The organism is Mucilaginibacter sp. (assembly GCF_039921305.1).
Classification (GTDB): domain Bacteria; phylum Bacteroidota; class Bacteroidia; order Sphingobacteriales; family Sphingobacteriaceae; genus Mucilaginibacter.
The window spans coordinates 1-13,559 of sequence record NZ_JBDSCA010000056.1; the positions used below are offsets into that span (position 1 = coordinate 1).

The window sequence follows — 13,559 nt, forward strand, 5'->3', positions numbered from 1 at the left end:
CGAGGAGCAGCGGCAGCATGAAATGCGGGTACCCGATTGGTTATTGCAAATTGTGAGCCGCTGCCTTGAAAAACACCCCGAAGCAAGGTATAAGAACGGTATGGAACTGCAAAAGGCAATAGAGTACATTGAGGTGCCCGCTGCCCAGGCAGATAGTGCAGCAGTTGATGTATTGTTGCTAAAACAAGAAAATGCCAATTTAAAAGAGCAGCTATTAAATGCCCGCAGTTTAGAGGATAGTGTGCCCCGAAGCGGAATTTATATACCAAGGCCATTACTTATAGCATCATCAGTACTTTTGATATTGATATTTGCCTTAGGTGGCATGGCCATTTTTGCAAAAAGAAATGCACCCATACCTGTAACAGATACAAGTGCTAAGTATGTTCCCTTGGTTTTGATCAAGCCACTACCCAAAAAAATAGTTACCGATACCAGTAGCGTAATGAAAAAGCCAATTTTAAAAAGCACCGTAAAAGATAGCCTTGCCCTGGCTGCAAAATACAAAATGAATCATCCGGTAAAGAAGAAACACAAAAGGAAGAAGTTTTTAGGGATTTTTTAGATGGCCCGCCTAATGATTTGCTTGTTTTCCGGAGGTGCCATTCCTCCTTTAAATCATTTATTAAAATCAATCAGATAGGTTTTACCCTATAATGCATTTATTTAAGGATGAGCAATTGAGCCATACAACAAAGTAATTGAGCCACCTGCATAATCAGTCACCTGGTAATAAAACTGGGCAAATTTAGTTTTACAAATTGTTATAAAACAGTAAAGCCTCCTGATGGGCAGGAGGCCTTTACTAACCAATTATAAACCTAAATTATGAGAAGACTTTTTAAATAATCAACATCTCTGCTGATTTGATGGTGTAAAATTAACACTATTAATTTAATCTCCAAATTTTAATTTGTAATTTATTTGTCACAAACTATTAAACTTTTCAATTACTGACCACATTCACTGTGATATTGACAACAAAATTAACAAATATTTAACACTTTGAGAAATTGATTTACAATTTTATATGTTACAACAATAAAATATAGCACAGCAGAAATCTCACCTAATCGCCCTATAAATAACTATAAATCAATAGCTTAATTTCCAAAAAATCAATGTCTAAAAAACAGCTGATTTTCTGAATAAAGTCTATCGTTTTTGTATAAATTTTGCCTTTTTCGCAATTAACATCATTTAACATTTATTAAATTTTTTATTTAGGTATCTTTCAACTTCAATCAAAAACCGGTTAAAAATGAAATTTTTTTTACCTTTTATTACAGTTTTCTTTATTAGTGCTACTGTTTACGCTCAGCTGGCAACCTTAAGCGGCTCCATTACCGACCGATCAGGCAAACCGGTTCCCTTCGCTACTATCTATATAAAAAATACAACCAGGGGTACATCCGCAAACAGTGAGGGCAAGTATCAGCTCCAATTAAATACAGGCACATACGAGGTTGTGTTCCGCGCGGTAGGTTTTAGGCAAGAGAACCGAAAAATTGAACTCACAATAAATCAAACGCTTAATATATCGCTCCCCACCGAATCATACCAACTAAAAGCCGTAACCATCAACGGTAATGGCGAAGATGCGGCATATGCCATCATTCGCAAGGCTATCAAAAAACGCAAAACCTATCTTAACCAGGTTAACGCTTATAGTTGCGAGGTTTATATTAAAGGTTTGCAGCGCCTGTTATCGGCTCCTAAAAAGTTTCTGGGTGCCGATATTGATAAAATGGCCCGAGAAAACGGGCTGGATTCAAACCGCCGGGGCATCATTTACTTATCCGAATCGCAATCCAAATTCACTTTCCAACAGCCCGATAAAGTTCACGAAGAGATGATCTCGTCAAAAGTATCAGGGCGTAATAATGCCTTTAGCTTTAACCGCGCATCTGACATCCGGGTAAACTTTTACAACAACTACGAAGATTGGGAAGGCATCAGCAATCGTCCATTCGTATCGCCTATTGCCGATAATGCCATGCTATACTATAGATATAAGCTTTTAGGCACCACAATTGAAAACGGCGAAACCATTAACAAAATACAGGTTATTCCGCGCCGCGAATATGACCCGGCCTTCTCCGGAACAATCTACATCCTTGAGGATAGCTGGCGCATTTACGGACTCGACCTTTACATGACCAAAAAATCAAATCTTAATTTTGTTGATACCCTTAAAATTAACCAGCAGTTTTACCCGGTCAGCAAAAACGTTTGGATGCCATCAACCATTCGCTTTGACTTTACCGGTGGCATATTTGGCTTCCGCTTTGGCGGATACTTTATCTCGATCTATAAAGATTACGACCTGCACCCGGTGATTACCCCTAAAGAGTTTAACGAGGTGCTCAAGATCACCAAAGAGGTTAACAAAAAAGATTCGGCCTACTGGAACAAAGAACGCCCCCTGCCGCTCACTACCGAAGAAACAGTTGATTACAGCAAAAAAGAAGTATTGGCAAAAAAACGCGAATCAAAACCCTATCTCGACTCGCTCGATCATATCAATAACAAATTTCGTTTAAGCAGCCTTATTTTAGGCAGTGGCTATAATCACCGCAACCGCTATAAAAAGGAATACTTCAATCTAAACTCTTTCGCCAACTCACTGCTGTTTAACACCGTTGAAGGTTTTGCCTTTGATTACGGCGCATCGTACACTAAACAAATTGATAGCTTAACCAATAAATACCTGCGTTTGGGCGCTAAGTTGCGATACGGATTTTCGAACCAGCAAATACATGGCAGCGTTTATGGCAATTTGCCTTTAAACGATTTTAATTTAGGCTTCAATATAGGTTCGGATATATTGGATATGAATAATACCATACCCTTCGGCCAGGGCCTCAATACCAAATACAGCCTGTTTGGCCGTCAAAATTATGAGAAGTTTTACGACAAAACCTTTGCCAACCTATCGCTCTCGCACCGCATAACCGGGGGTTGGCTGGCAACCATTTCAACCGAAGTTGCCGATAGGAAATGGCTCGATAACACATCAAACTATTCCTTCTTTTATAACGACACGCGCCAGTACACATCTAATAATCCGTTTCAGCCGGATAACAAAAACCCATTGTTCCCCGAAACGCAATCATTCAAAATTGGCTTCCGTACCACTTACGATTTTAGCAACCGTTACCAAACCCTACCAAGCGGCAGGTATTATTATCCATCAAAATACCCACGCATCGGCTTAAGTTATACAAAAGGCATTAAAGGCGCTTTTGGTTCGGATGTTGATTACGATTTGCTTTCTGCCGATATCACCAAATCCGACATCAGCCTGGGCTTTTATGGCAAAACCTCTTTTTATGTTGCCGCAGGCAAATTTTTGAATGCTAATAGCCTTTACTTTACCGATTATAAACACTTCGCAGGTAACCAACTTACTGTTTACGAACCTGGTATAACCAAATTTTTAGTGCTCGATTATTACAGATACAGCACCAATAGCGAGTATCTGGAAGGTCATCTGGAGCATAATTTCTCTGGTTTCATCACCAACAAATTACCATTGATACGAAAACTTAAACTGCAAGAGATATTTGATGTAAACTACCTGGCAACACCATCGTTGCGTAACTATACCGAATTAGGTTTCGGATTAGAATACCTCGGTTTCAGACTGATGTACGGCACATCATTTATTGATGGTTCGCATAAAGGTTCGGCCCTCAGGTTTGGCATCAACCTTTTACCACGCAGAAGATAATAATACAGAAGCGCGGCAAACCTGCGCTTCTGTATCAAAAGCTTATTAAGCCATATCGCGTAACGATTTTACTTCGTCATGCGCGGTTCTTAACATGTCTTTTTGGCGGGTGATGACCTCCCTTAAAAATGTAGGTAAACCTTCTTCGTTCAAAGCACCTTTGTAAGCTTTTTGAGCCGCGTCTTCGCCAGCTTCGCAATTTTCTAAAACGGCTTTACGGTCGTGGCCTGTAAATACTGCTTTAACGTCCATCCAGGCACGGTATAATTTACCGCTGTTGGTAGTTCCAGCTTCCATTTCTTCGCCTAAAGCTTGTACTTCGGTACCCAGCTCCATTTTACACTGATGGCTTTGCTCAATGTATTTTGTAAATAGCGGCCGAAGATCAGCGTTATCTTCAGTCAATTCTTTCAATGCGCGGTCGTAACCTTCTATCCTGTCGTTATTGATAAGAACCAGATCGTTCAAAGTATCAACTGTCATTTCTTTGGTTTCCATAGTGATGTTTGTTTTGTCTACTATTTACAACCACGAAACTTTTATAATGTTTAAGTTAAATTTTAAATTTAAGTATTGATTAAGATTGAACAAGGTGCGGAGGCTGTCATCCTGAGCGTCAGTCGAAGGACGGAGCGCAAAGGCCATATCCACATGCAATAACCACAATAACAATTTGTCGGTATTTGTCGGTATTTTAACAATGTGCGAAGGCTGTCATCCTGAGCGCCAGTCGAAGGACGGAGCGCAAGGGCCATATCCGCATGCAATAACCGCAATAACAATTTGTCGGTATTTGTCGGTGTTTTAACAAGGTGCGAAAGCTGTCATCCTGAGCGTCAGTCGAAGGACGGAGCGCAAAGCCATACCCGCCAGGTAATAACCGCAATAACAATTTGTCGGTATTTATCGGTGTTTATCGGTGTTTTCAAATAACTATTTGAGCAAACATTACGCACATCTGCATGCTATACAATATACGCAAAATACTTAACTTTATCAAAAATTAGCCTTTCGAATATTATGAAATATATAGGACATATCAAAAAATTCGACAAATATTTTGATTCCAAAGAGCTATCCGAGATGTTTGTAGAGAAAAATGTAGATCAGGAATTAAGATCCTCTGTAATTAAATATTTGTTGGCAGGTAATTTTTTAACCGGATGGATGAGCTTTCTTAGGGATGATGATGGAACACCAATTGGAAACAATGATTATTTCACAGATGGCACTTATATTTGGCCTCGTTACTATATTTACTACTTAAACAAATTTAAAAACCTTGAAATGAACGTTGACTTCATTTCGCACGTAAAGAATTACAATTTCATTATTCCTGAATTATCAAAAGACCAATTGAGCAAATTAGATAGAGAATGGCACGAGGAAATAAAAAGATTTCAAAAACTCAAGAGTTAGTAAATCCATTTTTCAAACCCTAACAATTCCGAAATCTAACATCCGAAATCCCAAATCAAACCTTCTACTTCAAATAAACATAAGTGATCCCATCGCCACCTCTATCCGCATGCTCGTCCTCCATCCTATCCACCTCCTTATATTTCCGCATATATTCCCGTATCAGCTTACGTAAAATACCATCACCCTTACCGTGGATGATCTTCAGCGTACCAAAGCCCATCATAATAGCCTTATCCAAATACTTCTCAATCTCGTAAAGAGCTTCCTCACCACGTTTCCCCCGCACATCAATCTCCGGACTAAAATTAGCCATATCGCTCGTGCTCGAATAACCACCACGGCGCACCTCTTTAGGAACGGTCTTCTTACTTACCTTGGTTACCCGGGTTTTCTTAGCCACAGTACGCAAATCACCAATCGCTATGATCAGGTTATCGCGCGCTATTTCCATCACCTGCCCGGTAGTTTCGCTATCATTCAGCTTCACCCAATCGCCAATCTTAATTTCATCATCAGCAACAACTTTGGGCGTTTGCGGCTTCACCGTGTTTTTAGCCAGTTCCACATTCAGCTTTTCGCGAAGGTCGCGGGTTTTATCCTTATCAGCCTGACTGCTTTTTATCTCGCTTATCGTATTCTCAACCAGCTTATTGGCATTTAAAATAATGCTCTTGGCCTCCTGTTTAGCTTCGCTTATCAGCGTACGCTTATGCTCGTCGTAATAAGCTTTCAGCTTTTCATTTTCCTCCTGCAAATCGTTAACCCGGCGTTGCTGTTTCTCTAAAGCATTTTTAGCATCAATAAATTCCTTTTTATCACGTTCAAGGTCAACCAATAAAGTATCAACCTTTTTTTGATTAACACCAATTTTATTGCGTGCCTGATTCAGCACATTCTGCGGCAAGCCAATTTTCTGCGCAATCTCAAACGCGTACGAGCTTCCCGGTTTACCTACCTCAAGCATGTATAAAGGCCGCATCTCCACATTATCAAACAGCATACTCGCGTTCTCCAAACCTTCGGTATTGCTGGCGAAAACCTTTAAATTGCTATAGTGGGTAGTAACCATACCCCTCACCTTTTTATGGTTCAGCGATTCTAAAACCGCCTCAGCTATCGGCCCGCCAAATTGCGGATCGGTGCCTGTACCAAACTCATCTATCAGTATCAGCGTTTTACCGTTGGCGTTCTCCACAAAATATTTCATCTTGCTCAGGTGCGCGCTATAAGTACTCAGGTCACTCTCTATCGATTGATCATCGCCAATATCCACAAACATCTGCTTAAACACCCCCACTTCGCTAAACTCCGAAGCCGGTATCAGCAAACCCGCCTGTATCATCATCTGTAGCAAACCAACCGTCTTCATACAAACCGATTTGCCACCCGCGTTGGGCCCGCTAACCACAATAACCCGGTTGCTGTCGTCAATCTGCACATTCAAAGGCACAACACTTTTGCCTTCTTTTTTAAAGCTCAATAGCAATAAAGGGTGCCGGGCATTAATCAGTTTCATCCGGGCATCGTTGCTCATCACAGGCATGGCGCCATCCACATCAATGGCAAATAAAGCCTTGGCACGTACAAAATCAAGCTTGGTGAGCAAGCCATGGTACGATAATAACAGCGGCGCATACGGTCTCAATTCATCCGTCAAAGCCGTTAATATCTTCACCACCTCGCGCCTGCGCTCAAATTCAAGATCGCGTATCTTGTTGTTTAGTGTAAACACCTCTTCCGGCTCCATATATACGGTTTGCCCCGATGCCGATTCATCATGAATAAAACCTTTTAGCTTCCGTTTATTCTCAGCCAATACAGGGATACAAAGTCTGCCATCACGAATAGTCAAACTCCCGTCCGCCGTCCAGCCATTGCCGGTAGCCGCCTTAAAAATCATGTCAATTTTTCGGCGCGCTTCCTGTTCAGCTTTCGCGATACCGGCCGTAATATCCATCAGCTCGCGCGATGCATTGGGGCGTATCTTACCCTTCTGGTCAATCACCCGGTCAATATGTTTCAGTATGATCTTCTCGATAGGCAAATGCTCAAACAAAGCTTCCAGATCCGGATATTGTCCCTCCCGCTCATTAAAGTAACTGATCACCGCGAAAACCGTGGTCAGCGATGCCTGCACCTGGAAAAACTCTTCCTCGCTCAAAAACACACCTTCAATGCGTGCCTTATTGGCCAAACTCTTAATATCAAAAAAATGGTGGATAGGCAACGGAGCATCGTTCTCCAGTATATTCTTAAACTCACTCGCCTGACTCAAAAACTTGCGGATCAGATCGTAATTATGCATTACCTGTATCTTATCCACCATCTGCTGGCCCATTTCACTCAGGCAATGCGCCTTTATCAATTCCTTCACCTCGGTAAAACCGAGTTTATCTACACTATTATTGGGGTAAAGCATTTACTCTCTTAAATTTTAATGCTTTGGGCAATTTGCGGCTCTTCTTTAAAGTGGTTTTCTGTATCGAATCCAATCTCAATCGGTCTTTAACTGCCTTCAGCGAATCGGCTTTATGCTGCAATTTTAATTTCAACAAAGCCTTGGGGTCTTCTTTCGGTTTATGTTTCTGTAACGAATCTATTTTTCTCTGTATCCTTTGCTCAATCCCAACATACATCTGGTCCAGCAAAATTGGCTGACTGGAGTAAAAGGTAATACTTCGCTTAAAGGTGGCCGTATCAATATGGTGCATTTTAAAAACGGCCATATACATACCCAAACCATGTTTGGTAAGGGTATCCATTTGCTGTGGCACCTCGTACAAACTACCGTCAACTATATGAATATCGGTAAGCAGGGCAGCCATTTCGTGTATCGGCACCACATCATCAGGTATTTTTTTATCCTTGCACGAGATAAAAAACACGCTAACGCAAAAAAACAAGATCAAATAAAAACGCATTCTGTAATTTAGCAACATTATTGGGTAAAATTACGGATTAATGAGTATTGCAGATAATATAAAAGAGTTAAATAAAGAATTAAAGCCAACCAAAGCCAAACTGGTTGCCGTATCAAAAACTAAACCTGCCGAAGCTGTGCAGGAAGCCTATGATGCAGGTCAGCGTATATTTGGCGAAAACCAGGTTCAGGAATTGGTTGAGAAGTACGAAGCGCTGCCAAAAGACATCCAATGGCACCTCATCGGCCACCTGCAAACCAACAAGGTAAAGTACATAGCGCCTTTCATTAGTTTGATCGAATCTGTCGATAGCCTCAAACTTTTGCAGGAAATTAACAAACAGGCGTTAAAAAATAACCGCGTTATTGATTGCTTATTACAAGTCTATATTGCCGACGAGGAAACCAAATTCGGCTTAAGCTATGATGAACTGATCGAACTGCTCCGTTCACCCGAATATACCGAACTCAAAAACATACGTATAACCGGCTTAATGGGCATAGCCACCAACACCGAAAGCGAAAAGCAGATCAACGACGAGTTTCAAGAATTAAAGGTATTATTCGATGGTATCAAAGTAAGCTTTTTCCGCAAAGATGATTTCTTTAAAGAAGTATCGATGGGCATGTCGTCTGATTACAAAATAGCATTGGAGCAGGGCAGCACCATGATCCGGGTAGGCAGTACCATCTTTGGCCAACGCGTTATCAAACACTTCAAAAACAACTAAACCAATGGAAGTAAATTTAAGAGTTGCCAAAATTGGAGATTGCGGCCGTTTGCTGGAGCTGATAAACGAGTTAGCCGTTTACGAAAAAGCTCCCGACGAAGTAACCGTATCCTTATCCGAATTTAAGGAAGCCGGCTTCGGGCAAAAACCCGTTTGGAAATCATTCGTTGCCGAAGTAGATAAAGTAATAGTAGGCTTCGCACTCTTCTACACCCGTTACTCCACATGGAAAGGCCGTCGTATTTATTTGGAAGACTTATTAGTTACCGAAGATATGCGCGGCAAAGGCATAGGCAAACTTTTATTTGATGCCGTGGTTAACGAAACTAAACAACAAGGCTTTAGCGGCATGGTATGGCAGGTGCTGGATTGGAACGAACCGGCTATCAACTTTTATAACAAGTACGAAGCTGGTTTAGAAGCCGGCTGGCTCAACGCGTCCCTATCACAAGCCCAGGTATCAGCATTCAACTCATGATCAAAAACAGGTTATACCTCATCCCGCTAACGGCCATCTTATTTACGGCCTGTAATTTCGGCAAACCCACAAAAGTTAAGCCGGATATCACGAGGGATACTTTAACCTATACCTATCAGCAAATTAAACAACGCGCCGATGATTGCGGTACCAAAGCTGATAACACTGGTTGCAGTTATGTGGATATTAATTATCCCGAATTTGCATCACAGTCTGCTTTAAATGATACTGTAACTCGTGCTATGCTTACACTATTTGATAGCGGTGATGATAACAACTTGAAAACAGCGGCTAAAAACTTCATTGCCGAATACGACGAGTATAAACGGGTTATGAAAAAGAAACCCGAACATCCATTTAATTTAATGTTATCGGCTACAGTAACCCGTCAGGATTCGTCTTTAATTACAATCGAAGTTACGGGTTCAAGTTTCTCGGGAAACCAACACCCAATAGCCTCAACAAGATTCCTCAACTGGAACACCAAAACAGAAAAACCAATTACCCTCGAAGATATATTCCGCAAAGGCTACGAAAAAGACTTCAATACCATAGCCGAAAAGATCTTCCGCAAACAAGAGAACTTAAAAGACACCTCTTCCCTCGCCCGCGATTACTTTTTCAAGGATAACAAATTCGCCCTTAATAATAACTTCCTGATCACCCCGGTAGGCATCCGTTTCCTCTACAACCAGTACGAGATCAAACCCTACGCCGCCGGAATAACCGATCTATTTATTCCATACACCCAAATCCAACATTTGCTAAAACCCAACACGGTTGTAGCGCAATATATTAAACACTAATGCAGGTATTCAAATTTGGCGGTGCATCCGTAAAAGATGCTCCCGGTATCATCAACTTAGCGCAAATCGTCCAGAAGAATCAGGATAAGCAATTACTCATCGTGGTATCGGCCATGGGCAAAACTACCAACGCGCTCGAAAAATTAACCCGCGCCTACGTAGAGCAAAGTGATGAGGTGCACACCATTTTCGACGAGATCAAACAATACCACTACGATATCCTGCACCAGCTTTTTGAACCCGGTGATGCCGTATTCGACGAAGTAGCCAACACTTTCGTGGAAATTGAATGGACCATAGAAGACGAACCGCAAGACGAGTTTGATTTCATCTATGATCAGATCGTATCCATCGGCGAAATGGTTTCAACCCGCATCGTAAACGCATATTTAAACAAAGTAGGCATAAAAAGCCACTGGCTCGATGTGCGCGGTTACATCCACACCGATAACACTTATCGCGAGGGCAAGGTAGACTGGCCAAAAACCACCCAAAGCATCCAACACGATGTACCTGCGTTATTGCAAAAGGGTTGCGTAGTTACCCCCGGTTTCCTTGGCGGGACATCCGAAAACTTCACCACCACTTTAGGTCGCGAAGGTTCAGACTATACCGCGTCCATCTTCGCATCTTGCCTCAAAGCAGAATCCGTAACCATCTGGAAAGACGTTCCCGGTGTACTCAACGCCGACCCAAAACTATTTAAAGACACCGTAAAATACGACGAACTATCCTACGCCGAAGCCATCGAAATGACGTATTACGGCGCCAGCGTTATCCACCCTAAAACCATCAAACCGCTACAGAATGCTAAAATACCACTCCTGGTAAAACCATTCCTCCACGCCGATGAACCCGGAACCATCATCACCGAAACCAATTATATTACCTTCAACACCCCGGTAATTATCGTTAAACAAAACCAGGTATTATTATCCATCTCAACCAAAGATTACTCCTTTATATCCGAAGATCACCTGAGCGATATCTTCGGGCTCTTTGCCAAAACACATATCAAGGTCAACATCATGCAAACATCGGCACTAAGCTTCACCGTTTGCTTTGACGATGATACCGAACGCTTTGAAAAACTAACCGCGGGCTTAAAACAAAACTTCAGCATCAAATACAACAACAAGCTCCAACTCATCACCGTAAGGCATTACAAACCCGAATTGGTAAAAGAACTAACAGCAGGTAAAACCGTTTTACTAGAGCAAATTAGTAGGAATACCGTGCAGGTAGTAGTAAAATAGCATTAAAAAAGATGTCATTTCGAACGAGGTACGAGAGAGAAATCTTCTGCGTCATTCTCACCATCATGCAAAATCTTTTCCTTGCGTAATAATCGGGAGGTAAAATACATTTCCATTATATTTGAGCATGAAAGCCCAGGCCACCATCCGCGATACCATCCTCATACTATTAGGCATCCTATCCGCCGGAATGGGCCTCAAAGGCTTCTTGCTTTCCAGTCATTTTATTGATGGTGGAGTTACGGGTATATCCATGCTCATATCCGATATCACCTCGTTACCCATTTCCATTTTGATCTTCATCATTAATGTACCTTTCCTTTGGTTAGGATACAGTAAACTAGGCTTACGTTTCGCCATCAAAAGTACGCTCGCCATTGCAGGTTTATCCTTGTGTATAGCCTTTATGCACTTTCCGGATGTAACGCACGATAAATTACTTACCGCCGTTTTCGGGGGATTTTTTATCGGTGTAGGGATCGGTTTTGCTATGCGCGGCGGCGCCGTGCTGGATGGCACCGAGATAGCCGCCGTATTGGTGAGCAAAAAAATGCAGGTAGTTAAGGTAAGCGATTTTATCTTAATTCTTAATGTGGCTATTTTTTCGGTAGCAGCATACTTTTTAGGTATCGAATCGGCCTTATACTCTATACTCACCTACCTTGCCGCCTCAAAAATGATCGATTTTATATTGAACGGTATTGAGCAATACACCGGTGTAACGGTAGTATCCATTAAAAGCGAAGAGATCCGGATGGCGATTACCGAAACCCTGGGCCGTGGCGTAACCATTTATGAAGGCAAAAGCGGCTATGGAAAAGACGGCCAGATCAACGATCCACGCGATATTATTTTTACCGTTGCCACACGATTAGAGATCCCCTCCTTAAAAAGCACAATTTTAGCCATTGATCCCCGCGCCTTCATTGTTCAGCAAAGTATTGACGATACTACAGGAGGCTTGTTAAAACGAAAAGGTATCCACTAAAACAAAGCGCCTTTCGTTTCCCGAAAGGCGCTCTATGCTTATCCTTTTTTCTTTTCCGGCTTATGGGCGCTATCCTTGCTCGATGTTTGGTCAGATCGTTGTCCGCCAGCATTGCTTATCCCATTTTCCTTTAACCGTTCATTCTGATCTGTAAACGCACGGTCAGATGTCGACCTTCCTTGTCCGTTATTGCTATTCTGGTTTTTCATAACAGGTTATATTAAGTTTATAATCTATACCAACAATAACCATACCGATAACAAAAGCGCCTTTCAGTTTCCCGAAAGGCGCTTTACACTCACATAAACAACATCTTAATTATTTAACAGGTGCCGGTGGCTTACCTATCAAATCCATAAACTGATCTAATTTTGGAGTAATGATAATTTGTGTCCTTCTGTTTTTAGATTTACCCGCGTCGGTAGTATTATCAGCTATCGGGTTATATTCGCCACGGCCACCTGCGGTTAAACGTTTCGGATCAACCTGGTAAGTATTCTGCAAAGCCTGCACAACAGATGAGGCCCTTAAAGTACTCAAATCCCAGTTATTGCGGATATTGGTTTGCTTAATTGGCGCGTTATCAGTATTACCTTCTATCAATACATCATAATCTTTATAGTCGGTAATAATCTTGGCTATCTTAGCTAACGATGCACCGGCTTTGTCAGAAATTTCATAGCTACCAGATTTGTAAAGCATATTATCCGATAAAGAAATATAAACCACACCCTTTAAAACCTGCACATCAACATCCTTACTTTCAGCCTGACTCAATGATCGGGTTAAGTTATTGGTCAGCACCAAATTCAACGAGTCGCTCTTATTTTTAGAGTTAACCAGTTGCTGAATGTATTTGTTAGATGAATTGATCTCGTCAACCAATTTAGAGATGTTGGCATTGCCCTGCCCGCCAGACGTTAAACATTTATCCAACGCATTCTGTAACGATAACAAACCTGCTTTTTGTGCAGCGATCTGCTCTTCCAAACTCGTTACCCTACCTTTCGATATACCCAGATCCTGATAGGTAGTTGCATATCTTGATGATAGATCTTTATTGGTTTCTTGCAATTTGGCATTATCAGCCTGCAAGGCCACATATTCTTTTTTGCTTACACAGCTCTGTGTTAAAACGGCTATTAACAGCACCATAGGTGCCAACTTTAAGTATTTCATATTAGCTCTAATTATTTGTTTATCAAATATTTTAGACACAACAACA

At 41.6% G+C, this 13,559-nt stretch carries 13 protein-coding genes; 8 read left to right on the top strand and 5 right to left on the bottom strand.

All coding sequences use genetic code 11. From position 1 onward, the window contains the following. Together ABIN91_RS17480 and ABIN91_RS17485 are read left to right on the top strand one after the other, a co-directional pair. Window positions 1-565 (top strand): hypothetical protein (locus tag ABIN91_RS17480; RefSeq protein WP_348052650.1); only part of this gene is annotated, 565 nt, incomplete at its 5' end. A 696-nt stretch (window positions 566-1,261) separates the two neighbouring features. After that, window positions 1,262-3,733 (top strand): DUF5686 and carboxypeptidase regulatory-like domain-containing protein, encoded by a 2,472-nt coding sequence (locus ABIN91_RS17485; RefSeq protein ID WP_348052652.1) that lies wholly within the window; start codon window positions 1,262-1,264, stop codon window positions 3,731-3,733. A 45-nt stretch (window positions 3,734-3,778) separates the two neighbouring features. On the opposite strand, the gene ABIN91_RS17490 is transcribed toward ABIN91_RS17485, so the two are convergent. Next, a complete protein-coding gene (locus ABIN91_RS17490) occupies window positions 3,779-4,231 on the bottom strand; it encodes a PA2169 family four-helix-bundle protein (RefSeq protein WP_348052654.1) in 453 nt (150 codons plus the stop codon). 522 nt (window positions 4,232-4,753) lie between these two features. Here ABIN91_RS17490 and ABIN91_RS17495 point away from each other — a divergent pair. Continuing rightward, window positions 4,754-5,152, top strand: a complete 399-nt coding sequence (locus tag ABIN91_RS17495; RefSeq protein ID WP_348052656.1) for a hypothetical protein — start codon at window positions 4,754-4,756, stop codon at window positions 5,150-5,152. 64 nt (window positions 5,153-5,216) lie between these two features. Here the strand turns inward: ABIN91_RS17495 and ABIN91_RS17500 are convergent, their stop codons facing one another. Together ABIN91_RS17500 and ABIN91_RS17505 are read right to left on the bottom strand one after the other, a co-directional pair. After that, a complete protein-coding gene (locus ABIN91_RS17500) occupies window positions 5,217-7,574 on the bottom strand; it encodes an endonuclease MutS2 (RefSeq protein WP_348052657.1) in 2,358 nt (785 codons plus the stop codon). Further along, entirely contained in the window at window positions 7,558-8,076 is a 519-nt protein-coding gene (locus tag ABIN91_RS17505; RefSeq protein ID WP_348052659.1) for a DUF4296 domain-containing protein, read from the bottom strand. The genes ABIN91_RS17500 and ABIN91_RS17505 overlap by 17 nt, the downstream gene beginning before the upstream one ends. A gap of 40 nt (window positions 8,077-8,116) precedes the next feature. Between ABIN91_RS17505 and ABIN91_RS17510 the strand changes: the two genes are divergently transcribed. From ABIN91_RS17510 to ABIN91_RS17530, 5 genes are all read left to right on the top strand, one after another. Continuing rightward, on the top strand, window positions 8,117-8,806 hold the full coding sequence (locus tag ABIN91_RS17510; protein ID WP_348052661.1) for a YggS family pyridoxal phosphate-dependent enzyme: 690 nt from the start codon (window positions 8,117-8,119) through the stop codon (window positions 8,804-8,806). Window positions 8,807-8,810: 4 nt separating this feature from the next. Beyond that, on the top strand, window positions 8,811-9,284 hold the full coding sequence (locus ABIN91_RS17515) for a GNAT family N-acetyltransferase (protein ID WP_348052663.1): 474 nt from the start codon (window positions 8,811-8,813) through the stop codon (window positions 9,282-9,284). Continuing rightward, window positions 9,281-10,090 carry a DUF3298 domain-containing protein gene (locus tag ABIN91_RS17520; RefSeq protein ID WP_348052665.1) on the top strand — a complete coding sequence of 270 codons (810 nt, stop codon included), beginning with the start codon at window positions 9,281-9,283 and terminating at the stop codon, window positions 10,088-10,090. The genes ABIN91_RS17515 and ABIN91_RS17520 overlap by 4 nt, the downstream gene beginning before the upstream one ends. Next, a complete protein-coding gene (locus ABIN91_RS17525) occupies window positions 10,090-11,346 on the top strand; it encodes an aspartate kinase (protein ID WP_348052667.1) in 1,257 nt (418 codons plus the stop codon). The genes ABIN91_RS17520 and ABIN91_RS17525 overlap by 1 nt, the downstream gene beginning before the upstream one ends. A gap of 127 nt (window positions 11,347-11,473) precedes the next feature. After that, window positions 11,474-12,334: a YitT family protein gene (locus ABIN91_RS17530; protein ID WP_348052669.1), complete on the top strand. Its 861-nt coding sequence runs from the start codon at window positions 11,474-11,476 to the stop codon at window positions 12,332-12,334. 38 nt (window positions 12,335-12,372) lie between these two features. Here ABIN91_RS17530 and ABIN91_RS17535 read toward each other — a convergent pair whose 3' ends face one another. Next, window positions 12,373-12,543, bottom strand: coding sequence for a hypothetical protein (locus ABIN91_RS17535; protein WP_348052670.1), 171 nt, complete (start codon window positions 12,541-12,543; stop codon window positions 12,373-12,375). A 109-nt stretch (window positions 12,544-12,652) separates the two neighbouring features. Beyond that, window positions 12,653-13,513 (bottom strand): flagellar motor protein MotB, encoded by an 861-nt coding sequence (locus tag ABIN91_RS17540; RefSeq protein WP_348052672.1) that lies wholly within the window; start codon window positions 13,511-13,513, stop codon window positions 12,653-12,655. Between the last annotated feature and the right edge of the window lie 46 nt (window positions 13,514-13,559).